We start from the raw sequence: 20,972 nt of genomic DNA, 5'->3' as shown, positions 1-20,972 counted from the left end.
ATGACGATTCTGATCGCCGACGACGATCCCGTCGTCCGGGACGTGGTCCGCCGCTATCTCGAGCGCGACGGCCACAAGGTACGCGAAACTGCGGACGGCACAACCACTTTGGCGGCGCTGGCGAATCCGGACGACGCGATCGAGCTGGCCGTGCTCGACGTGATGATGCCCGCACCGGACGGCATCGCTATCTGCCGCAGCATCCGCTCGGGCCCGCGGCCGGACATGCCGGTCATCCTGCTCACCGCCCTCGGCGACGAGGACGACCGGGTGCTCGGTCTGGAGGCGGGCGCCGACGACTACGTCACCAAACCGTTCAGCCCACGGGAACTCGCGCTGCGGGTCGCCTCGGTGCTGCGGCGCTCGCAGGTGGTGCGCGACAGCAACCATCCGGTGCTGCGCGACGGCGCGGTGGAGATCCGCCCGGCGGTCCGGCTCGTCCTCGTCGCGGGGGCGCCGGTGGACCTGACGCCGCGCGAATTCGACCTGCTCGTCTTCCTGCTGCAGCATCCGCAGCAGGTGTTCAGCCGGGAAGCTTTGCTCGCCAAGGTGTGGGGCTGGGATTTCGGCGACCTCTCCACGGTCACCGTGCACATCAAGCGGTTGCGCGCCAAGCTCGGCGACAACCATCGCATCGAAACCGTGTGGGGCCGCGGTTACGCGTGGGCGCGCACCGGGAACGGAGCCGGCGATGCCTGAGGACACCACCCAGCTCATCATCTATTCGCTGGCCTGCTCGCTGCCGGTGGTCCTGATCGGCGCGATCATCCTGCGCACCACCAGGAATCGGTCGGTGACCACCAGTATGGCGGTGCTGGTGCTGATTCCGACGCTGGCCACCCTCGCGGGCGTGATCGGGGTCAGCGGGCTGATGTTCACCCAGGAGCTGCAGCGCACCGCGGTGGTGCTCGGCATCGTCGCGGCGGTCACCGTCCCCGCCGCGATTCTGCTCGGGCGCGAACAGGCCCGAAAGATGGTCTGGGAGAAGCAGATCCTCGAGCAAGAGCGCGCGGCCGAGCAGGCACGGCGCGAGCTGGTCGCCTGGGTGAGCCACGACCTGCGGACGCCACTGGCGGGCATCCGCGCGATGGCCGAAGCGCTCTCCGACGGTGTCGTCAGCGGACAGGCCGACGTGGCGACCTACGCCGAGCAGATCGGCGTCGAGACGAATCGGCTCTCCCGCATGGTCGACGACCTGTTCGAGATGTCGAAGATCAACGCGGGCGCGCTGCGCCTCGAGCTGGAGCCGGTGGACCTGCGAGAACTGATCGACGAGGTGCTCGCCGCGAACCGGCCGACCGCCGCCCGCGCTCGAGTCGAACTCCGTGCGGAACAACCGGATTCGCGCATCGTCGTCACCGCGAACGATCAGGCGCTCGGCCGGGTGCTGACCAACCTGGTGTCCAACGCCATCGCACACACGCCGCCCGGTGGCGAGGTCGCCCTCTCGGCGGGCACCGCCGACGGTCAGGCGTGGGCACGGGTCGACGACACCGGGCCGGGGATCGCCGAGGCGGACCTGCCGCGCATCTTCGAGGTCGCCTACCGCGGCACCGCCGCGCGCTCCCCGGTCGCCGCCGACGGCGTACCCGCCGGCAGCGGTATGGGTTTGGCGATCGCGGCCGGCCTGGTCGAGGCGCACCAGGGCCGCATCACCGCCGAAAACCGACCCGGCGGCAGCCGTTTCGAGGTACGGCTGCCGCTGTCGGGCAACTGACCGCTCACAGGGTCGGTGCGCACATCCCCGCGCTGTCGCGCAGCGGGGCGAACGCGAACTCGGTGAGACCGGCCACTGGATCCACCTGCGCCACGAAACCCAGGACGCGCCTGGCCCGTTCAGGGTCGGCGACGATATGCCGCACGTCGCCGGCCCGATAGCGGCCCGTCACCATCGGGTCCGGGCCGCCGCGCGCCGCGGCCAAGGTCAGCGCCACTTCGCCGATGGTGATCGGGCGGCCGGAAGAGACATTGAGCGCGACGAAACCGGACAGCGGCTGTTCGACGGCCGCGAGGTTCGCCGCGGCGATATCGGTGACGTGCACGAAATCCCGCGCCTGTCGGCCGTCCTCGAAGACCTGCGGCGACTGCCCCGCCTCGAGCGACGACCGGAAGATCGCGGCGACCCCGGAATACGGTGTGTCCCTGGGCATATCGTCGCCGTACACATTGTGATAACGCAGCGCGGTCACCGTCGACCCGGTCACCGCCGCCCACGCGGCGGCGTAGTTCTCTTGCGCGAGTTTGCTTGCCGCGTACAGGCTGCGCGGGCGCAGCGGCGCGTCCTCGCGGACCGTTTCCCACCCGAGGACCTCGCCGGTCGCCGGACAGCGATGCTCGAACATCCCCGCCGCGAGATCCGCCGGGCGGCGGACGCCGACCTGCACCGGCCCGCACCGCTCGCCGCGGTAGTGCCCCTCGCCGTACACCACCATCGACGACGCGAGCACCAGCCTGCGGCACCCGGCCCGATCCATCGCCGCCAGCAGGACCGCCGTGCCGAAGTCGTTGTGACTCGCGTAGGCGGGCGCATCCTGTGCGCTCACGCCGGCGCCGACCACCGCGGCCTGATGGCAGACGACGTCGACGCCGTGCAGCAGCGCGTCGAGTGCCTCCCCGTCCCGGACGTCCACCTGCCGGACGCCGTCGGGCGCCGTGGCGGCCGGTCCGTGCGCCGCCGGGATCATCAGGTCGACCGAGAGCACCTCGTGCCCGGCGGCGGCCAGCGCGCGACGTATATGCGAACCGATGAATCCGGCCGCACCGGTCAACAACACCCGCATGCCGGTCACGCCGGATCTCCCGGCCGTGCAATTCGTGTCATGCACCGATCGTGCCTGGTGAACGCGCCGCGGCGGGTGTTCCACGCCGCACCGTCAGACTTTCGTCACCCCTCGATCGCCCGGCACCGTGTCGGTGGGTGTTGCTACCGTGCGCCCTGTCCGAGGACTGCACAACGCACGGGAGGTCGTGATGGCGGAGCCAGTACCGGCGGCAGAGTTTCCGCACCGAATGGGCAAGGTCGCCAACCGCGAGCTGGCCGCGCACGGGTACACCCGCTACGACCAGCTCACCGCGGTGACGGCGAAGGAACTGCTGCGCATCCACGGCGTCGGCCCGAAGGCGATCCGGATCCTCGAAGAGGAACTGTCCCTGCGCGGCCTGCGCTTCGCCGACCAGGGCGCACCTTTGCCCGAGTAGTCCCACCCGGCTCCCGCACCCTCGGGTCAGCCCTCGATGATGATCTTTCCGTCCTGACCGGAGGCGACGAATCCGAGCAGGCGCTCGGCCTCGGCGCGCAGGGCGGATTCGTCGGCCGTGGACAGCGGGTGCCAGGGCGTGACCCGAATGGTGCTGTCCTCCAACGCCCATCGGCCGTGCACGAAACCATCGACCAGATACATCGGCACCCCGAGGGAGGCCTCCTTGGCGATCCGCTGCCGATCCTCCTCGCTGATGATCCGGCGGCGGTCCTTGTGCCCGAGCAACGCGTTGTCGAAAGCGGGCAGGAAGCGCACCGGCATCGGCAAGCCCGGATCGGCCAGCGGCGCGTCGGGCAGGTCGAACAGCACGCGGTGCTGGTCGTCGGTGAAAACGCGCAGGCTCGAACGCATCTCGTCCACCACCTCGGCGAGCTTGGTCACCCCCGCCCACGCCTGCATATCGGCCACCGTGGCGGGACCGAACGCCGCCAGGTACCGCAGGATCAAGGTCTGCGCGTGCGGCTCGGTCTCCATCGGCACACCGATCCATTCGTCGGCGAGGGCGACCGTCACCGACCGGTTGCGCCATTTGCCCCAGGCACCGGTCACCGGGCTGTGCGCCATCGGCACCAGCAGTTCCGCCGCTTCAGCGAGCCTGCGCGCGTGCCGATCCGGGAAGCGTTCGGCGAGCAAGCGGCCCAGCTCGGTGCGCGACAGGATCTGACCGGACAACAATTCCCTTCCCGCGACGGCGAGTTCGGCGAGATCGATGCCCTCGATCTCGTCGCGGTAGTACGGCGCCTGCAATGCGGCGTGCACGATCGGACGCACCGTGGGGCGCAGCCAGCGGAAGTCGTCCGCGTCGGCCAGGTGCACGGTGCGGCGGATCATGGTGGACCGCACCAGTTTTCGTTCTCGCAGTAAGGCGGCCAGATCGTCGTGCCGGAAATCGGCGAGCCGGGACCACAGGCCCACATAGGGCCAATTGGGTTCCTGCCCTTGGACCGCGACCAGATGCCGGACGAGCTCCAACGGTGTCATCGCGACCCGCTGTGCCAGCATCTGACGCACCAGCAGGGTTCGGTTCAGCTCACGCAGCGATAGTTCCGTCATGCCTGCCATCTTCGCCGATGGCACCGACACATCGGGCCGATTCCGCCGGGCATACGTATACGTACAATGTGTTCATGTTCGATCCCATCACCCTGGCCGTCGGCGCCGGGATCGCCGGCGTCGGCTGGGCGATCGGGCGCTACGGCCACCGCGCGGCGTTCGGCAAGACGAAAAGCGCCGCGCAGTGCGGCTGCGGCCACGACCTCTCCGTGCACGATCCGAACGGTGAATGCCACACCGAGCTACGCCGCTCCGTCGCGCCTTCGGTGTGGGAGTGGGTGCGGTGCCCGTGCCGCCGCTACACCGGCCCGCTACCGGTCGAGGACTACTTCTCCCGGCCGTTCCTGCCGCCGAAGGAGTGAGAGCGCGCGTGAGCACCGGCACGGTGCCCACGCGCGGTGCCTCAGCCGACCTCGGGCTGCATCCGCAGCGGGACCCCGATCCGGTTCCACAGGTTGATCATCGCGGTGACCGCGACCAGTCCGGCCCGCGCGCCCTCGTCGAAATGCTTCTCGACCTCGGCCCAGATCTCGTCGCTCACACCGTGTTCGCCGAGTTTCGTGACCGCCTCCGCGTAGGCGAGGGCGGCCCGCTCGGCCTCGTCGTAGAGCGCGGACTCGCGCCAGGCATCGAGCTGGTAGATCCGCTTCTCGGTCTCCCCCGCCAGGCGCGCGTCGGTGGTGTGCAGGTCGATGCAGTACACGCAGCCGTTGATCTGGGACGCGCGAATCTTCACCAGCTCGCGCACCACCGGATTCAGCGGACCGCGCCGAATCGCCTTCTCCGCCTCGAACCACGCCTTGTAGTACTCGGGGGCGACCTCTGCGAGCTTCATCCGTGCCACGGTGACGTCCTTTCCTCGATGTCCTCGTACAACAGATGGACGAGACAGCCGCCGCAAATGTGACGCGGCAACAGCTGATCCGGCGGCCGTCACGCTTCGGCGGTCTCCGTCCAGGCCAGCAGCTCGGCCAGCGGCCAAGTGTTGATCACGCGTTCGGCCGGAACATCATTGGCCACCGCGCGTTCGCAGCCGTAGCCCTGCCAATCCAGCTGACCGGGCGCGTGCGCGTCGGTGTCGATGGCGAACAGGCACTCCATCTCGAGGGCCAAGCGCATCAAACGCGAAGGGGGATCCCGTCGTTCGGGCCTGCTGTTGATCTCGACGGCGGTGCCGAACTTGCGGCACGCCTCGAACACCACCTCGGCGTCGAAGCTCGACTCCGGCCGGGTGCCGCGACCGCCGGTGACCAGCCTGCCCGTGCAGTGCCCGAGCACGTCCACATTGGGGTTGGCGACCGCGTAGACCATCCGCTTGGTCATCGTCGCGCTGTCCGCGCGCAGATGCGAATGCACACTGGCCACCACGATATCGAGTTCGGCGAGCAGATCGGCCTGCTGATCCAGCGTGCCGTCGTCGAGGATGTCCACCTCGATGCCGGTCAGGATGCGGAACGGCGCCATCCGCTCGTTCAGTTCGGCGACGACATCCAACTGCTTGCGCAACCGGCTCGCGGACAAGCCGTTCGCCACGGTCAGCCGGGGCGAATGGTCGGTCAGCGCACAGTATTCGTGCCCGAGCGCGGCGGCGACGCCCATCATCTCCGCGATCGGGCTGCCGCCGTCGGACCAATCCGAGTGGGTGTGCAGATCGCCGCGCAGGCGGGTGCGCAGTGCCTTACCGGGCGCGCCGATCGGCTTCGCGGCGTTGCGCTGATCGATCAGGTACTGCGGCAGCACGCCGGCCGACGCCTGCTCGATCACCGCGGCGGTTTTCGGGCCGATCCCGGGGATCTCCCGCCAGCTGTGCGCTGCCTGGTGTGCCGCGCGTTCGGCCGCCGACAGTCCGGCGACGATATCGGCGGCCTTGCGGTAGGCCTTCACCCGATAGGTCTCGGCTCGCGCGCGTTCCAGCCAGAAGCCGATTTCGCGCAGCACCTCGACCGGGCCCGGCGTCGCCGCCGGGCCGGTCGCGCTCGAATCGTCTTCCGCCACCGCGGTTAACGAATCCTGCTGTACTTCATGAACGCCACTCCGTCCTCGAAGACACGGCTGGTGATCACCCGGAACCTGGCCGCGTCGGGCAGTCGTGGGCCGGTGCCGAACAGCGACCGGCCGTGCCCGAGCAGTACCGGATACAGCTTGAGGAAGATCTGATCGATCTCCGGCAGCAACACCTGGGCGAGTTCACCGCCGCCGCACAACCAGATGCCCAGTCCGGGTTCGCGCTTGAGCTCGCGCACCTTCGCCAGCGGATCCGCGGCGATCAACTCGACATCCGGATCGGGATCCTCCGGCAGCGTCGTGGACACCACGTACTGCTTCAGATGCGAATACGGGCTCGATGTACCCGTACGCACACCGAAATCGTGCGTCTTGCGACCCATCAGCACGGTGTCGAAATAGCGGTTGCGCTTATCGATGCCGAGCGACTCGCGCACCTTGGTCGGCAGCGTCTCGGGGTACTGCGCGGTGATCGCAGGGCCGTGGTCGCCGCCGACCGGGAAGAAATCGACCGACCCGTCATCGGTGGCGATGAATCCGTCGATGGTCGACGCTACGTAGTACGTGAGCTTGCGCATATGTCCTTCCTCCACGGCCCCGACACCCGGACCGCCTACAAGAAAGGTAGCTCGGACTCCCTAACGAGGGCGAGGCTTCGCCTGGCACCGCGGGCAAGAATAGGAGGAACGATTCATGAACTTCTCCCGCTGGATCGCGGCCCCGCAGCGGCGGCACGGCTCGTCCTCGCGGCCGTACACGGCGAGGGAACGCTCGAAATAGCCGGACTGGCCGTTGACGTTCACATACAGCGCGTCGAACGAGGTGCCGCCCGCGGCGAGCGCCTCCCCCATCACCGCGCCGACATCGGCGAGCAGGCCGCGCAGCACGGGGCGGGACAGGCCGGAGGCCAGGCGCGTGCCGTGCAGCTTTGCGCGCCACAGGGATTCGTCGGCGTAGATGTTGCCGATACCGGAGATCACGCTCTGATCGAGCAGCACGCGTTTGATCTCGGTCTGTTTGGCACGGATCGCGCGCACCACGGACTCGGCGTCGAAGCGCGGATCCAGCGGGTCGCGGGCGATGTGCGCGACCGGTTCCGGCACCAGGGTGCCGTCCACCTCGACCAGCGGTGCGAGCGCCCAACCGCCGAAGGTGCGCTGATCGACGAAACGCAATTGGGTGCCGTCGTGCAAGGTGGCCCGAATGTGCGCGTGCTTCTCCAGCGGCGCGTCGGCGGGCTGCACCAGCATCTGCCCGCTCATCCCCAGGTGCACGACCAGGGACGTGTCCGGCTCGTCGAAGGTGAGCCAGAGGAATTTGCCCCGCCGCTCGGCGGACTGGACCTTCAGTCCGGCCAGCCGTGCGACGAGATCGGCAGCGCCTTCGAGATGACGGCGCACCGAGCGGGGATGGGTGATCGCGACCGAGTCGATGACCCGGCCGACCACGTGTTCGGCGATTCCGCGCCGGACGACCTCGACCTCGGGAAGTTCGGGCACGGTCAGGCTTCGGCGGTCAGCGCCTGGTAGGCGGTGCCCGCGGCCTTCTGCTCGGCTTCCTTCTTCGATCGGCCGACGCCCTGGCCGTAGGCCTGGCCGCCGATCATCGTGGTCGCGGTGAATTCCTTGTCGTGATCGGGACCGGTCGAGGTGATCTCGTAGCTGGGCACGCCGAGGCCGCGCTCCGCGGTGAGCTCCTGCAGGCTCGTCTTCCAGTCGAGCCCGGCGCCCATCCGGGGGCCGCGCTCGAGCAGATCGGCGAACAGCCGCAACACCACCGCGCGCGCGACGTCGATGCCGTGCTCCAGGTGCACCGCACCGAGCAGCGACTCCATCCCGTCGGCGAGGATGCTCGGCTTGTCCCGGCCGCCGGTGAGCTCTTCGCCCTTGCCGAGCAGCAGGTGCGCGCCGAGACCGCCCGCGCCGAGCTGACGGGCCACCTCGGCGAGCGCGTGCATGTTCACCACGCTCGCGCGCAGCTTCGCCAGCTCACCCTCGGACTTGTCCGGGTGCTCGTGATACAGCCGCTCGGTGATGCTCAGTCCGAGGACGGAATCCCCGAGGAACTCCAGGCGCTCGTTGGTCGGCAGCCCGCCGTTCTCGTATGCGTAGGACCGGTGCGTCAGCGCCAGGCGCAGCAACTCCGGCTGCACCTCGACGCCGAGCGCCGCGAGCAGGCTCGCGTGTGCACCGGACGAGTCTGGTTCATCAGTCACGTCGATACGACAGGTCGAACTGTCAGACAGCAGCGGTGACCTGGCGACCCTTGTAGGTGCCGCAGGACGGGCACGCGATGTGCGGCAGGGTCTTCTCACCGCAGGCGCGGTTGGGGCAGGTGATCAGGGTCGGCGCGGTGGCCTTCCACTGGCTGCGCCGCGACCTGGTGTTGGAACGGGACATCCGGCGCTTGGGAACGGCCACGACTACTTCTCCTCTGTCCTATTGCTTGCCATATCGGCTGAGTGGTCTGTTGCTGTGGCCGCACCCGGTTCGGGGCTGCCGTTACCGGGCGATTCGGGGGCGAACTTCGCCAGCCCGGCCCAGCGAGGGTCAAGTATCTCATGCGAGTGCGCAGAACCCGCAATCGCCATCCGTACGCCGCATTCCGCGCACAGTCCGGCGCAGTCCGGGGTGCACAGCGGCTGCAGCGGCAGTTCCAGCCCGATCGCGTCGATGATCACCGGTTCGAGGTCGATGGTGTCGTCCACCATGCGATAGACCTCGTCGTCGTCGGTGGTCTGCTCGGTGGTGCTGTCCGGGTAGGCGAACAGCTCGGTGAGGTGCAGATCGATGTGATCGGTGAACGGTTCGAGGCAGCGCGAGCACTCACCCTCGATGGGCGCGCGCACCGTTCCGGTCACCAGCACACCTTCGGACACCGCCTGCAACTGCAGATCGAGCTCCACCTGCGCGCCCACCGGGACGCCGATCAGGTCGAGGCCGATCCGCGCCGTGGTATCGAAGGTGCGCTGCAGTTCACGCATGGTCCCCGGCCGGCGGCCGAGGCTGCGCACGTCCAGCACGAAAGCCGCGTCCGGCTCCCGGCGCGAGGCCGAGCGCGGACGCGAGGCAGAACCGGAACCGGCGGGCATCACGAACTCACTTCACAATCGGGGGAATGAGCAACCACTCCACGATACGCAAGCAGTGGCGTCCGCCCAAATCGGCGCGGGTCGACTGCCGCGCGCACTCTTCCGCATCCCGCGCGCGTGTCGTTCGAACGACATGCGCGCGGGGCAACAAGACGTGCGCGGCAGAAGTTCGTCTCCGGCACTGCCTGCGCTAGCGGCGATACTCCCCCGCGTAGTCGGGGGCGCCCGCGCCGGAGCGCAGCTGATGGCGGCCGCGACCGACCGTGCGCAGAGTATTGGAGAGGGTTTCCTCGAAGTCGGCGAGTTTCGAGTCGACGTAGTGGTCGCATTCCTCGCGCATCGCGTCGGCGTCGGCATGCGCCGCGTCGATCACCCGCGCGGATTCGGCGTGCGCGGCCCGCACCACCTCGGTCTGCGAGACGAGCCGGTCCCGCTCGGCTTCGCCGTCGGCCACCGAGCGATCGTAGGAAGCCTTGCCCGCCTCGATCATTCGCTCGGACTCCACCCGGGCCCGGTTGGTGACGGCCTCGAATTCGGCGTTGCCGTCGGCGATCACGCGATCGGCCTCGGCCTGCGCGGTGTTGACCAGATGATCGGCGTGCGCACTGGCCTCGGCCACCATGCGGTCGGCGTGCGCCTTCGCGTCGGCGAGGATGCGGTCGGCTTCTTCCCGGGCCGAGCCGATGGTGTGCGCGGCCTGCTCGTTGGCGCTGGTCACCGTCACTTCGGCGGCCGAGCGCGCGTCGGACACGATCTTGTCTCGGATGTCGAGCACATCCTGGGCGTCGTCCAGCTCGCCCGGCAACGCGTCGCGCACGTCGTCGAGCAGTTCGAGCACGTCGCCGCGCGGCACGATGCAGCTGCGGGTCGGCGGGATGCCACGCGCCTCCTCGACGATGGCGACCAGCTCGTCGAGTGCTTCGAATACGCGGTACATGCTGACTACCCCACTCTCCTACGACTCACGGCGAACTCTCCGCCGAGCCCCAGTGTGCCCCTCGTCACGGCTTGTGCCGAGTCACCCTCCGGTGTGTCGTGCCAGTGTCTCGCACGCCACATAAATCAAGTGGAGGATAAGCCTCCACTTCGTGGTACCTTCGATAGGAAGATCGACAAGGTCTTCGGCTTAGCGCGCAGCCCCCACCGGGACCTGCGGGATTGAGGAAGCCAGAGAGCAAGGGCCACACCGGTCCGCCCGTTGTCGACAGGTTTTGTTCGAAACCTGCCGAGAGCCCGGCGGGAAGGAAGCGATCACCGTCGCTGTTGTCCCACTCGAAGGCTCGTGTTCGATCGGAAAGACCATGACAGTTCTGGATCTGGAGCGACCGACGGGAGCAAGCGCGACCAGCTTGTTCCTGCCGTGGGTCGGCCCGTACCCGGTGCTACCCGCAGCACCCGTCGCGGCGCGATTCGAGCAGCTGATCACCTACCTGCGCGGCGATCGCGCGTTCGCCCAGCTCATCCGCTTCGCACTGGTCGGCGGCTCCAGCAACATCGCCTACGTCCTGCTGTTCTTCGCGATGCACGGCATCGGCCCGCTGATCGCCAACGTGGTCGGCTCGATCGTCAGCACCGTCATCGCCAACGAACTGCATCGCCAGCTCACCTTCCACGCCCGCGGCCGCGTCGGCTGGTTCACCGCCCAGTGGGAAGGTGGCGGCTTGGCGCTGGTCGGCCTGGCCATCACCACCGCGGGCCTGGCCGCACTCGACGTCTGGGCCCCCAGCATCGGCGGCCCGGCCGAGGCCACCGCCATCCTCGCCATCACCGCCGCCGTAGGCGGCATGCGCTTCCTGGCCCTGCGCGGCCTGGTCTTCTGAACCACCACCGCAGCCCACGAATCAGCCCCGGCGCCAACCACATCGGCACCGGGGCTGATTCGCTCAGCTTTTGCGTTCGGCGAGGCGGGCCAGGAGGCGTTTGTGGACTGAAGGGGGGAGCATGTCTACTACGTCGCCGCCGAAGGCGGCTACTTCTTTGACGAGGGAGCTGGAGAGGTAGCCGAAGGTGGGGTTGGTGGCTATGAAGAAGGTTTCTACGCCGGAGAGTTTCTTGTTCATCTGCGCCATTTGCAGCTCGTAACCGAAGTCGGTCGCGTCGCGCAGACCCTTCACGATCGCGGTGACGTTCTGCTCCTTGGCGAAATCGACCAGCAGCCCGTACCAGGACTCCACCCGGACGTTGGGCAGGTGCGCGGTGGACTCGCGCAGCATCTCCATGCGCTCGTCGACGCTGAACATGCCCTGCTTGTTCTTGTTGATCATGACGGTGACAACGACCTCGTCGAACTGGGCCGCGGCCCGGGTGAAGACGTCGATGTGTCCGTTGGTCACGGGGTCGAAGGACCCGGGGCACAATGCTCCAGCCATGGTCAGACGCTATCGTGTCGACCGGCCCCACACCACAGTGGGTGCGCCAGGCCACACCGGGACTATTCGAACGTCGCCAGCTCGATCCGCGTTTCCCCGTATTTGCGCGGCTTCAGCGCGGAATACCCTGCGGGCCAGACGATCTCCGGTGACCGGATGGATCGCTCCACCACCACCAAGGCGTCCGGGCGCAGCCAGCCGCGGGTCAGCGCGCGCAGATCCGCGAGCACCGCGTCGGTCTCGACCGCGTACGGCGGATCGGAGAGCACCAGGTCGAATTCGCCCGCACCGCCCAGCGCCAGCACCGACGAGACCGTACCGAGACGCAGCTCCGCCCCGGGCAATCCGAGGTCGGCGATGTTGCCGCGCACGATCGCCGCGGCCTTGCGATCGGATTCGACCAGCAGCGCGTGCGCGGCGCCGCGCGAGAGCGCCTCCAACCCGAGCGCGCCCGAGCCCGCGTAGAGGTCGAGCACTCGGGCGCCGTCGAAGTCGATCCGGGCGTCGAGCGCGCTGAACAGCGCCTCGCGCACCCGGTCTGAGGTCGGGCGGGTACCGGTGGGCGGCACCCGCAGGCGCCGCCCACCCGCCGTTCCGGCGACGATTCGCGTCATTCGGACGCGGTCTCGCGCAACGCCAGCTCGATCAACAGATCGCCGCCCTCGACCTGCTGCACCTGACCGATCGCGACCCGGCCGACGGTGCCCGCGCGCGGCGCGGTGATCGCCGCCTCCATCTTCATCGCCTCGATGGTGCCGATGGTGTCGCCGGCCGCGATCGAATCGCCTTCGGACACAGCCAATGTCACGACACCGGCGAACGGGGCAGCGATATGGCTCGCGTTGGCCTTGTCCGCCTTCTCCGCGGCCGGGATCTCGCTGGCGATGGACCGGTCCCGGACCGCGACCGGCCGCAGCTGCCCGTTGAGGATGCACATGACCGTGCGCATGCCGCGCTCGTCGGGTTCGGAGATGGCTTCGAGGCCGATCAGCAGCGTGACGCCCTTCTCCAACTGCACGCGGTGTTCCTCACCGTGGCGCAGACCGTAGAAGAACTGGTTCGCCGACAGGCCCATGGTGTCGCCGTACTTCTCCCGGTGCGCGAGGAATTCGGCGGTGGGCGCGGGGAACAGCAGCCGGTTGAGGGTGGCCCGGCGCTCCTCGGAGCTGCCCGCCAGGCCCGCCTCGTCCGCCGCGGTGAGCGGGGTCTCGGGCTTGGCCGGGCCGCGGCCTTCCAGCGCGCGGCTACGGAACGGTTCCGGCCAGCCCCCCGCCGGGGTGCCGAGTTCGCCACGCAGGAAACCGATCACGGAATCGGGGATGTCGAAGCGACCGGGGTCGGCGGCGAAATCTTCGATGTCCACGCCGGTGCCGACCAGGGACAGGGCCAGGTCGCCGACCACCTTCGAAGACGGCGTCACCTTCACCAAACGGCCCAGCAGCCGGTCGGCCGCCGCGTATTTGGCTTCCACCTCTTCGAACCGGTCACCGAGGCCGAGCGCGATGGCCTGCTGGCGCAGGTTCGACAGCTGACCCCCGGGGATCTCGTGGGTGTACACCCGGCCGGTCGGGGCCGGCAGCCCGGATTCGAACGGCGCGTACACCTTTCGCAGCGCCTCCCAGTACGGCTCGAGATCGCACACGTTCTGCAGGTTCAGCCCGGTGTCGCGTTCGCTGTGCGCCGCGGCCGCGACGATCGCGGAAAGTGCGGGCTGACTGGTGGTTCCGGCCATCGCGGCGCTGGCGCCGTCGACCGCGTCGGCGCCGGCCTGCCAGGCGGCGAGGTAGGTGGCCAGCTGACCGCCGGGGGTGTCGTGGGTGTGCACGTGCACCGGCAGATCGAAGTTGCTCCGCAGGGCCTTGACCAGAGTCGCCGCGGCGGGGGCGCGCAGCAGTCCGGCCATGTCCTTGATCGCGAGCACGTGCGCGCCCGCGTCCACGATCTGCTCGGCCAGTTTCAGGTAATAGTCCAGGGTGTACAGGGTTTCGTCCGGGTTGGACAGATCACCGGTGTAGCTCAGCGCGACTTCGGCGATGGCCGTGCCGGTTTCGCGCACCGCGTCGATCGCCGGGCGCATCTGGTCGACATTGTTGAGCGCGTCGAAGATGCGGAAGATGTCGATGCCGGTCGCGGTCGCCTCGGCGACGAACGAGCGCGTCACCTGCTCCGGGTAGGGCGTGTAGCCGACCGTGTTGCGCCCGCGCAGCAGCATCTGCAGGCAGATATTGGGCACCGCTTCGCGCAGCAGGGCCAGGCGCTCCCACGGGTCCTCGTACAGAAACCGCAGCGCCACATCGTAAGTCGCGCCACCCCACGCCTCGATGGACAGCAGCTCCGGGGTCAACCGCGCGACATGCCCGGCGACGCCGAGCAGACCGTTGGTGCGCACCCGGGTGGCGAGCAGCGACTGATGCGCGTCCCGGAAGGTCGTGTCGGTGACGCCGACGGCCGCCTGCGCGCGCAGATCCCGCGCGAAACCCTCAGGACCCAAACGCAACAGCCGCTGCCGCGAGCCGTCCGGCGGGGGCACGGACAGGTCGATGGCGGGCAGCTTGTCGTGCGGGTAGACCGTCGTCGGCCGTTCACCGTGCGGCTTGTTCACGGTGATGTCGGCCAGATAGTTGAGAATCTTGGTGCCGCGGTCGGCCGAGCCGCGCAGCGTCAGCAGTTGCGGCCGCTCATCGATGAACGAGGTGGTGACCCGGCCCGCCTTGAAGTCCGGATCGTCGAGCACCGCCTGCAGGAACGGAATGTTGGTGGTGACGCCGCGGATTCGGAACTCGGCCAGCGCCCGCCCGGCCCGCGCGACCGCGGCCGGGAAGTCGCGGCCGCGGCAGGTGAGCTTCACCAGCATCGAGTCGAAGTAGGCGCCGATCTCCGCGCCGAGGTTGGCGCCGCCGTCGAGCCGGATGCCCGCGCCGCCCGGCGTGCGGTACGCGGTGATGCGCCCGGTGTCCGGGCGGAAGCCGTTGGCCGGGTCCTCGGTGGTGATCCGGCACTGCAGCGCCGCGCCGCGGATGGTGACCTTGTCCTGGCTCAGCCCCAGATCGGCGAGTGTCTCGCCCGCCGCGATGCGCAGCTGCGACTGCACCAGGTCGACGTCGGTGATCTCCTCGGTCACCGTGTGCTCGACCTGGATGCGCGGGTTCATCTCGATGAAGACGTGGTTGCCCCGCTCGTCGAGCAGGAACTCGACGGTGCCCGCGCAGCTGTAACCGATCTCCTTGGCGAAAGCCACCGCGTCGGCGCAGATGCGGTCGCGCAGTGCGGGATCCAGGTTCGGGGCCGGCGCGAGCTCGATCACCTTCTGGTGCCTGCGCTGCACCGAACAGTCGCGCTCGAACAGGTGCATCACGTTGCCGTGCTGGTCGGCCAGGATCTGCACCTCGATGTGGCGAGGGTTCACCACCGCCTGCTCGAGGAACACCGTCGGGTCGCCGAAGGCCGATTCCGCCTCGCGCGAGGCGGCCTCGATCGACTCGCGCAGCTGCGCGGGCTCACCGACCCGGCGCATGCCGCGCCCGCCGCCACCGGCGACCGCCTTGACGAAGATCGGGTACTCCAGCTCCTGCGCGGCCGCGAGCAGTTCGTCCACGTCCGCACTCGGCGCGCTGGAACGCAGCACCGGCAAGCCCGCGGCCTTGGCGGCGGCGATGGCGCGCGCCTTGTTGCCCGCGAGCTCGAGCACCTCGGCGGAGGGGCCGATGAAGGTGATGCCCTCGCGGGCGCAGGCCGCCGCGAGGTCCGGGTTCTCGGACAGGAAGCCGTAGCCGGGGTACACCGCGTCGGCGCCCGCCGACTTCGCCGCGTCGATGATCGCGTCGATCGACAGATAGGCCCGCACCGGGTGCCCTTGCTCACCGATCTGGTAGGACTCGGCCGCCTTCATACGATGGACCGAGTTGCGGTCCTCGTACGGGAAGACGGCTACCGTCCCCACGCCGAGCTCGTAGGCCGCACGGAAGGCCCTGATGGCGATCTCGCCGCGGTTGGCGACCAAGACTTTCGTGAACATTGGCCTAAGGTACCCGGCTGCGCGCATCTCACAGACACTGATGCGGCCTTCGCAGGGATCTTCACAACGGCACCTGGCAACGCTGCGAAGTTGCGTTCACCGGGCCGTCACAGACCGGCCCGCGCCGAGCTATCCCCGGCGCAGGGGGAACGGCACCGGCACGATCTGCGGCGACACCGCGCGATGCCGGATCTCCGGTAGGCCGCCGCGCACCGCCGCAAACGCGCCCGCGCCCACCGCGGCCAACGCCGCGCCTATGCTGGTACGTGCAGCTGGTTCACCGATGCGCGCGAGATGGAGCCCCGCCGACGCGCACGGAGCCGAGTTCGGCCACCCGGGAACGGGCGGCCGGGCGAGAGGGAACCCGGTGGGAATCCGGGACTGTCCCGCAGCGGTAAACAGGAACGAATGCCGTCACAAGCACTGGGTACCCCAACCCGGGAAGCGACGGTCAGTAGGTCGACCGGCAACGGCCGGTGCCTGTGAGTCCGAAGACCTGCCAGCCGTGCCGGGTACGCCGTATCCGGCGACCACCGCCTCGTGGATTTGGGCGTGCGGTTGCACCAGTGCTGAAGTGTCGGGCTCCCTTCGTGGTTCGCCGGCCCGTCAGCCGGTGGCCGCGCCGCCCGTATGGCGATGGTCCACGACTCAGCACTGGAGAGACATCGTGACTGTTGTACATCAGACACCGTTCACCGCAACGGTTCTCGGGCTACCACGGGTGGGACCGCGACGTGAACTCAAGCGGGCCACCGAATCCTACTGGGCTGGCAAGATCGACGCCGATCAGCTGCACGCCGTCGCGCGCGAGCTGCGGCACGCCCAGCTCGCCGAACTCCAAGCGGCAGGCTTGGATTCGATTCCCGTAGGCACCTTCTCGTATTACGACCAGGTGCTCGACACGGCCGTACTGCTCGGCGCGCTGCCGCCGCGGGTCGCCGACATCGCCGACCCGCTGGATCGGTACTTCGCGGCCGCGCGCGGCAACGAGACCGTCGAGCCGCTGGAGATGACCAAGTGGTTCGACACCAACTACCACTACCTGGTGCCGGAAATCGGCGCGGACACCGTGTTCTCGCTGCACCCGGAGAAGCTGCTGGAAGAAGTTCGCGAAGCACTGGACCTGGGTGTCGCGGCCAGGCCGGTGGTGATCGGTCCGGTCACCTTCCTGAAGCTGGCCAAGGCCACCGGCGGCGCGGCGCTGGACCGGCTCGACGAGCTGGTGCCGCTCTATCGCGACCTGCTCGCACGCCTCGCCGCGGCCGGCCTCGGCTGGGTGCAACTCGACGAGCCGATCCTGGTCACCGATCTCACCGCGGCCGAAATCGAGCTGGTGCGTAGCGCTTACGCCGAACTCAGCGCCACCGCGGAGCGTCCCGCGATCCTGGTGGCGACCTACTTCGGGCACCCCGACGCCGCGCTGACCGCGCTCGCGAGCACCGACGTCGAGGGCATCGCGCTCGACTTCACCTCCGGCACCGATGTTTCCGACGTCGCGGCGGTACCCGCGCTCGCGAGCAAGCTGCTGGTCGCCGGCGTGGTCGACGGACGCAATGTGTGGCGCACGGACCTCGACAAGGCGCTGGCCACCCTGGGCACCCTGCTGGGTTCTGCTGGATCGGTGGCGGTTTCGACGTCGAGTTCGCTGCTGCACGTGCCCTACACCCTGGCCGTCGAGACCGGTCTGGACGACGCGCTGCGGTCGTGGCTGGCGTTCGGCGCCGAGAAGGTCGCCGAGGTGCGGCTGCTCGCGACCGGTCTGACCCGGGGCCCGGAGGCGATCAGCGCCGAACTGGCCGACACCCGCGCGGCACTGGCCTCGCGGCACGCCGATCCGCGGTTGAACGACGCACAGGTCCGGGCCAGGCTGGCCGCGCTCGGCCCGGACGCAGTCACCCGCGCGCCTGCCGAAGAACGCCGTGTGCTGCAACAGGATCGGCTGCAGTTGCCGCCGCTGCCGACGACCACGATCGGCTCCTACCCGCAGACTTCGGCGATCCGGGTGGCCCGGGCCGAGCTGCGCAAGGGCGAGATCGACCAGGACGAGTATGTCCGCCGGATGCGGGCCGAAGTCGCGGATGTCATTGCGCTGCAAGAACAGCTGGGCTTGGACGTGCTGGTGCACGGCGAGCCGGAGCGCAACGACATGGTGCAGTACTTCGCCGAACAGCTCGACGGCTTCGCGGCCACCGAGCTGGGCTGGGTGCAGTCCTACGGCACCCGCTGCGTGCGGCCGCCGATCCTGTTCGGCGATGTGGCGCGCCGCACGCCGATGACCGTCGACTGGATCGGCTACGCGCAATCGCTCACCGACAAGCCGGTCAAGGGCATGCTCACGGGTCCGGTGACCATCCTGGCCTGGTCGTTCGTCCGTGACGACCAGCCGCTCGGGGATTCGGCGCGTCAGGTGGCGCTGGCCATCCGGGACGAGACGGTGGACCTGCAGAGTGCGGGCATCCGGATCATCCAGGTCGACGAACCCGCACTGCGCGAACTGCTTCCGTTGCGCGAAACGGATCAGCAGGCCTACCTCGACTGGTCGGTCCAGTCGTTCCGGCTCGCGACCTCGGGAGTCTCCGACGCCACCCAGGTGCACACGCACCTGTGCTATTCGGAGTTCGGCGAGGTGATCGACGCGATCGCCGGACTGGACGCCGACGTGACCTCGATCGAGGCGGCGCGCTCCCGGATGGAGGTGCTCGACGATCTCAATGCGGCCGGCTTCGATCTCGGGGTGGGCCCGGGTGTCTACGACATCCACTCGCCGCGGGTGCCCAGTGTCGAGGAGATCACCACCTCGTTGCGGGCCGCGCTGAAAGCCGTTCCCGCCGAACGGCTCTGGGTCAACCCGGACTGCGGCCTGAAGACCCGCGGCCGAGCCGAGGTGGCAGCGTCATTGCGCAACATGGTCGCCGCCGCGGCCGCTGTGCGCTGAGCACCGCGATCACGCACTGAAAAGCGCAGCGCCTCCTCCCCGTTCGGGAGTAGGCGCTGCGCCTGGGCCGATCGCCGGTCAGAGGTCGAAAGCCTTGTTGATGGCACCCATGTCGAAGTAGTCGCGCCAAGCGGTGATCGCGCCGTCGGCCACCTCGAAGACGCCGGTCACCGGGAGGGGAATCGCACGGTCGGCGGTGCGCAGGGTGTCGGTGCGCTCGTTCATGACCAGGTTGCCTGCCGCGACCTGGTGGTGGATGTCGAAATCGACGCCCTGGAAGGTGGCCAGGAATCCGGCGAGGAAGTCGCGGATCGCGGCCCGGCCGACCACCGGCTCCATCGGAATGTTGTGGTAGACGGCGTCTTCGGCGAAGAAGGACGCGATGCGGTCCGGATCGGGGTCCGACCAGCTACGGCACATGGCACGGACGAGTTCATCGGGGCTCGGCATCGGCTTTGCTCACTTTCGTTCGAGGACGGCACGCGTCGTGCACCTTCCGATTCAACCAAGCAAGTGCTCGGTTCGGAACCCCCGCGCCCACTGGCCGGACCTCAGTCTCGGTGTCGCACACGGATATCGACCTGTCCGTGGCACCACATAGGCTGACCGGATGACCGATCAACCCCTGCGCTATCGATTGATCACCGGCGTCGACGACGCGACGTTCTGCGAACGGATCAGCGCCCTGCTCGATCAGGGCTATCAACTGCACGGCTCACCCGCGGTGACCTTCAACGGCACCGACGTGATCGCGGCCCAGGCCCTGATCTGGGGGAGCGACCAGTAGCCTCTTCGCACGCTACGCAGCTGGAATCTCGGACAAAACACCTCGCAGCGACATATTTTCACAACGAACAAGCGTGGATATGCGATGTTTGCGAAGGTGTCGGGCTACCATCTTGCACGTGCGGAAGATGTACGCGGGTGCGCGGCTGCGGCGGTTGCGCGAGGAGCGCCGGCTCACCCAGGCGGCGCTCGCGAAATCGCTGGATCTGTCCCCCAGCTATCTCAACCAGCTCGAACGCGACCAGCGCCCGCTCACCATCCCGGTGCTGCTGAAACTCAACTCCACCTTCGACCTGGACGTGCAGTTCTTCGCGGCGGACTCCGACGCCCGGCTCGTGTCGGATCTGCACGAGGTGCTGATCGATGCCGCGGGCGGACACACCGCGCCGCTCACCGAGGTGGAGGAGCTGGCGACCAGACAGCCCGACGTCGCGCGCATCGTCGTCGCGATGCACCGGAGGCTGCGCGCCGCCACCGACCAGCTGGACCTGCTCTCCGCCCGGGTGGACACTCCCGCCGGCACGCCCGGCGTGCCCATGCCCTACGAGGACGTGCGGGACTTCTTCTACGACCACCACAACCACATCCCGCAGCTGGACATCGCCGCCGAGCAGCTCTTCGAACAGTCCGGGCTCACCATCGGCTCGCTCGATCGCCAGCTCGCCAGGGTCGCGGAGGAACGCGCCGGGGTCACGGTGCTGGTCCGCGGCGACGGTGCCGATCCCACCATCCCGAAACGCCACTACGATCCCGAGACCCGCACGCTGACGCTGGCTCGGCGCCTGCGGCCCGGCCAGCGCGCCTTTCAGATCGCGACCACCCTCGCCCTGCTGCTGTACGGCACCGAACTCGACGGCGTGCTCGCCGAAACCCCTTCGCTCACCGGCGAATCCCGCACGCTCGCCCGCATCGGACTGGCCAACTACTTCGCGGGCGCGCTGGTGCTGCCCTACGGCCGCTTCCTGCGCTCGGCCGAGGAGCTGCACTACGACATCGACCTGCTCGGCCTGCGTTTCGAGGTCGGCTTCGAGACCATCTGCCACCGGCTCAGCACCCTGCAACGGCAGGGCCAGCGAGGCGTGCCGTTCTTCTTCGTCCGCACCGACCGGGCGGGCAACATCTCGAAACGGCAGTCCGCCACCGCCTTTCACTTCTCCCGGGTCGGCGGCAGCTGTCCGCTGTGGGTGGTGCACGAGGCGTTCGCCTATCCGGGCCGCATCCTGACCCAGATCGCCGAGATGCCGGACGGCAGGCGCTATCTGTGGATCGCGCGCACCGCGATGACCGCGCCACAGGGATTCGGTACCGCGACAAAGAATTTCGCGATCGGGCTGGGCTGCGACATCGAATACGCCGACCGCCTGGTGTATTCCGCCGGACTACAACTCGACGACCCGGCGACAGCCGTGCCGATCGGCGCGGGCTGCAAGGTGTGCGAACGCCCCGCCTGCGCCCAGCG

The 20,972-nt window shown here is 68.7% G+C and carries 22 protein-coding genes and 1 riboswitch; of the genes, 8 read left to right on the top strand and 14 right to left on the bottom strand.

Annotated elements, in window-relative coordinates; genetic code table 11:
* Together NBRGI_RS04705 and NBRGI_RS04700 are read left to right on the top strand one after the other, a co-directional pair.
* Entirely contained in the window at positions 1-699 is a 699-nt protein-coding gene (locus NBRGI_RS04705; RefSeq protein WP_029893015.1) for a response regulator transcription factor, read from the top strand.
* The gene (locus NBRGI_RS04700) at positions 692-1,717 is read left to right on the top strand and encodes a sensor histidine kinase (RefSeq protein WP_029893014.1); all 1,026 of its coding nucleotides are present in this window, start codon (positions 692-694) and stop codon (positions 1,715-1,717) included. The genes NBRGI_RS04705 and NBRGI_RS04700 overlap by 8 nt, the downstream gene beginning before the upstream one ends.
* A 4-nt stretch (positions 1,718-1,721) precedes the next feature.
* On the opposite strand, the gene NBRGI_RS04695 is transcribed toward NBRGI_RS04700, so the two are convergent.
* Positions 1,722-2,789 carry an NAD-dependent epimerase/dehydratase family protein gene (locus tag NBRGI_RS04695; RefSeq protein ID WP_029893013.1) on the bottom strand — a complete coding sequence of 356 codons (1,068 nt, stop codon included), beginning with the start codon at positions 2,787-2,789 and terminating at the stop codon, positions 1,722-1,724.
* A gap of 181 nt (positions 2,790-2,970) precedes the next feature.
* Here NBRGI_RS04695 and NBRGI_RS04690 point away from each other — a divergent pair, with 181 nt between their 5' ends.
* Positions 2,971-3,198 (top strand): hypothetical protein, encoded by a 228-nt coding sequence (locus NBRGI_RS04690; RefSeq protein WP_029893012.1) that lies wholly within the window; start codon positions 2,971-2,973, stop codon positions 3,196-3,198.
* Positions 3,199-3,224: 26 nt separating this feature from the next.
* Here NBRGI_RS04690 and NBRGI_RS04685 read toward each other — a convergent pair whose 3' ends face one another.
* Positions 3,225-4,313: a winged helix DNA-binding domain-containing protein gene (locus NBRGI_RS04685; RefSeq protein ID WP_036557487.1), complete on the bottom strand. Its 1,089-nt coding sequence runs from the start codon at positions 4,311-4,313 to the stop codon at positions 3,225-3,227.
* Positions 4,314-4,387: 74 nt separating this feature from the next.
* Here NBRGI_RS04685 and NBRGI_RS04680 point away from each other — a divergent pair, with 74 nt between their 5' ends.
* Complete coding sequence (locus NBRGI_RS04680; RefSeq protein WP_063726232.1) at positions 4,388-4,675, top strand: hypothetical protein; 288 nt, start codon at positions 4,388-4,390, stop codon at positions 4,673-4,675.
* Positions 4,676-4,716: 41 nt separating this feature from the next.
* On the opposite strand, the gene NBRGI_RS04675 is transcribed toward NBRGI_RS04680, so the two are convergent.
* The 8 genes from NBRGI_RS04675 to NBRGI_RS04640 all read right to left on the bottom strand — a co-directional run bounded on the left by NBRGI_RS04675 (position 4,717) and on the right by NBRGI_RS04640 (position 10,345).
* Entirely contained in the window at positions 4,717-5,148 is a 432-nt protein-coding gene (locus tag NBRGI_RS04675; protein WP_029893009.1) for a carboxymuconolactone decarboxylase family protein, read from the bottom strand.
* Between the two features lie 98 nt (positions 5,149-5,246).
* The gene (locus NBRGI_RS04670; protein ID WP_051727502.1) at positions 5,247-6,308 is read right to left on the bottom strand and encodes a PHP domain-containing protein; all 1,062 of its coding nucleotides are present in this window, start codon (positions 6,306-6,308) and stop codon (positions 5,247-5,249) included.
* 5 nt (positions 6,309-6,313) lie between these two features.
* Entirely contained in the window at positions 6,314-6,895 is a 582-nt protein-coding gene (locus NBRGI_RS04665) for a dihydrofolate reductase family protein (RefSeq protein WP_014987102.1), read from the bottom strand.
* Between the two features lie 60 nt (positions 6,896-6,955).
* Positions 6,956-7,816 (bottom strand): bifunctional DNA-formamidopyrimidine glycosylase/DNA-(apurinic or apyrimidinic site) lyase, encoded by an 861-nt coding sequence (gene mutM, locus NBRGI_RS04660; RefSeq protein ID WP_029893007.1) that lies wholly within the window; start codon positions 7,814-7,816, stop codon positions 6,956-6,958.
* 2 nt (positions 7,817-7,818) lie between these two features.
* Positions 7,819-8,532 carry a ribonuclease III gene (gene rnc / locus NBRGI_RS04655; RefSeq protein ID WP_014987104.1) on the bottom strand — a complete coding sequence of 238 codons (714 nt, stop codon included), beginning with the start codon at positions 8,530-8,532 and terminating at the stop codon, positions 7,819-7,821.
* Positions 8,533-8,554: 22 nt separating this feature from the next.
* Positions 8,555-8,737 carry a 50S ribosomal protein L32 gene (rpmF, locus tag NBRGI_RS04650; RefSeq protein WP_014987105.1) on the bottom strand — a complete coding sequence of 61 codons (183 nt, stop codon included), beginning with the start codon at positions 8,735-8,737 and terminating at the stop codon, positions 8,555-8,557.
* A 2-nt stretch (positions 8,738-8,739) separates the two neighbouring features.
* The gene (locus tag NBRGI_RS04645) at positions 8,740-9,408 is read right to left on the bottom strand and encodes a YceD family protein (protein ID WP_029893006.1); all 669 of its coding nucleotides are present in this window, start codon (positions 9,406-9,408) and stop codon (positions 8,740-8,742) included.
* 190 nt (positions 9,409-9,598) lie between these two features.
* Positions 9,599-10,345, bottom strand: a complete 747-nt coding sequence (locus NBRGI_RS04640; protein ID WP_029893005.1) for a DivIVA domain-containing protein — start codon at positions 10,343-10,345, stop codon at positions 9,599-9,601.
* Between the two features lie 364 nt (positions 10,346-10,709).
* On the opposite strand from NBRGI_RS04640, the gene NBRGI_RS04635 reads away from it, so the two are divergent.
* Positions 10,710-11,228: a GtrA family protein gene (locus tag NBRGI_RS04635; protein WP_029893004.1), complete on the top strand. Its 519-nt coding sequence runs from the start codon at positions 10,710-10,712 to the stop codon at positions 11,226-11,228.
* Between the two features lie 63 nt (positions 11,229-11,291).
* Here the strand turns inward: NBRGI_RS04635 and coaD are convergent, their stop codons facing one another.
* The 3 genes from coaD to NBRGI_RS04620 form a co-directional block, all read right to left on the bottom strand.
* Positions 11,292-11,777, bottom strand: coding sequence for a pantetheine-phosphate adenylyltransferase (gene coaD / locus NBRGI_RS04630; RefSeq protein WP_029893003.1), 486 nt, complete (start codon positions 11,775-11,777; stop codon positions 11,292-11,294).
* A 62-nt stretch (positions 11,778-11,839) separates the two neighbouring features.
* Positions 11,840-12,391, bottom strand: a complete 552-nt coding sequence (gene rsmD, locus NBRGI_RS04625) for a 16S rRNA (guanine(966)-N(2))-methyltransferase RsmD (protein WP_029893002.1) — start codon at positions 12,389-12,391, stop codon at positions 11,840-11,842.
* Positions 12,388-15,792, bottom strand: a complete 3,405-nt coding sequence (locus tag NBRGI_RS04620; protein ID WP_029893001.1) for a pyruvate carboxylase — start codon at positions 15,790-15,792, stop codon at positions 12,388-12,390. Before NBRGI_RS04620 ends, rsmD begins: the two co-directional genes overlap by 4 nt.
* Before the next feature lie 324 nt (positions 15,793-16,116).
* Positions 16,117-16,292: riboswitch (cobalamin riboswitch) on the top strand.
* Positions 16,293-16,456: 164 nt separating this feature from the next.
* On the opposite strand from NBRGI_RS04620, the gene metE reads away from it, so the two are divergent.
* Positions 16,457-18,727, top strand: a complete 2,271-nt coding sequence (gene metE / locus NBRGI_RS04610) for a 5-methyltetrahydropteroyltriglutamate--homocysteine S-methyltransferase (protein ID WP_081877931.1) — start codon at positions 16,457-16,459, stop codon at positions 18,725-18,727.
* A gap of 78 nt (positions 18,728-18,805) precedes the next feature.
* Here metE and NBRGI_RS04605 read toward each other — a convergent pair whose 3' ends face one another.
* Positions 18,806-19,177, bottom strand: a complete 372-nt coding sequence (locus tag NBRGI_RS04605; protein ID WP_029892999.1) for a nuclear transport factor 2 family protein — start codon at positions 19,175-19,177, stop codon at positions 18,806-18,808.
* 160 nt (positions 19,178-19,337) lie between these two features.
* Here NBRGI_RS04605 and NBRGI_RS46150 point away from each other — a divergent pair, with 160 nt between their 5' ends.
* Together NBRGI_RS46150 and NBRGI_RS04595 are read left to right on the top strand one after the other, a co-directional pair.
* Entirely contained in the window at positions 19,338-19,514 is a 177-nt protein-coding gene (locus tag NBRGI_RS46150; RefSeq protein WP_014987116.1) for a DUF1737 domain-containing protein, read from the top strand.
* 118 nt (positions 19,515-19,632) lie between these two features.
* The coding region (locus NBRGI_RS04595; RefSeq protein ID WP_036557517.1) for a short-chain fatty acyl-CoA regulator family protein at positions 19,633-20,972 on the top strand (1,340 nt) is incomplete at its 3' end.

Origin of the sequence: Nocardia brasiliensis IFM 10847, from assembly GCF_000710915.1 — a bacterium.
Classification (GTDB): Bacteria; Actinomycetota; Actinomycetes; order Mycobacteriales; family Mycobacteriaceae; genus Nocardia; species Nocardia brasiliensis_A.
Note: the sequence above shows the minus strand (reverse complement) of the source record. Positions and strands in the feature narration are given on the sequence as shown.

What these genes read in the sequence shown, in the direction of transcription:
- NBRGI_RS04705 (WP_029893015.1), top strand. Translation starts at nt 1, where the DNA reads ATGACGATTCTGATCGCCGACGACGATCCCGTCGTCCGGGACGTGGTC.
- NBRGI_RS04700 (WP_029893014.1), top strand. Translation starts at nt 692, where the DNA reads ATGCCTGAGGACACCACCCAGCTCATCATCTATTCGCTGGCCTGCTCG.
- NBRGI_RS04690 (WP_029893012.1), top strand. Translation starts at nt 2,971, where the DNA reads ATGGCGGAGCCAGTACCGGCGGCAGAGTTTCCGCACCGAATGGGCAAG.
- NBRGI_RS04685 (WP_036557487.1), bottom strand. Translation starts at nt 4,313, where the DNA reads ATGACGGAACTATCGCTGCGTGAGCTGAACCGAACCCTGCTGGTGCGT.
- NBRGI_RS04680 (WP_063726232.1), top strand. Translation starts at nt 4,388, where the DNA reads ATGTTCGATCCCATCACCCTGGCCGTCGGCGCCGGGATCGCCGGCGTC.
- NBRGI_RS04675 (WP_029893009.1), bottom strand. Translation starts at nt 5,148, where the DNA reads ATGAAGCTCGCAGAGGTCGCCCCCGAGTACTACAAGGCGTGGTTCGAG.
- NBRGI_RS04665 (WP_014987102.1), bottom strand. Translation starts at nt 6,895, where the DNA reads ATGCGCAAGCTCACGTACTACGTAGCGTCGACCATCGACGGATTCATC.
- NBRGI_RS04645 (WP_029893006.1), bottom strand. Translation starts at nt 9,408, where the DNA reads ATGCCCGCCGGTTCCGGTTCTGCCTCGCGTCCGCGCTCGGCCTCGCGC.
- NBRGI_RS04640 (WP_029893005.1), bottom strand. Translation starts at nt 10,345, where the DNA reads ATGTACCGCGTATTCGAAGCACTCGACGAGCTGGTCGCCATCGTCGAG.
- NBRGI_RS04635 (WP_029893004.1), top strand. Translation starts at nt 10,710, where the DNA reads ATGACAGTTCTGGATCTGGAGCGACCGACGGGAGCAAGCGCGACCAGC.
- coaD (WP_029893003.1), bottom strand. Translation starts at nt 11,777, where the DNA reads ATGGCTGGAGCATTGTGCCCCGGGTCCTTCGACCCCGTGACCAACGGA.
- rsmD (WP_029893002.1), bottom strand. Translation starts at nt 12,391, where the DNA reads ATGACGCGAATCGTCGCCGGAACGGCGGGTGGGCGGCGCCTGCGGGTG.
- NBRGI_RS04620 (WP_029893001.1), bottom strand. Translation starts at nt 15,792, where the DNA reads ATGTTCACGAAAGTCTTGGTCGCCAACCGCGGCGAGATCGCCATCAGG.
- NBRGI_RS04605 (WP_029892999.1), bottom strand. Translation starts at nt 19,177, where the DNA reads ATGCCGAGCCCCGATGAACTCGTCCGTGCCATGTGCCGTAGCTGGTCG.
- NBRGI_RS46150 (WP_014987116.1), top strand. Translation starts at nt 19,338, where the DNA reads ATGACCGATCAACCCCTGCGCTATCGATTGATCACCGGCGTCGACGAC.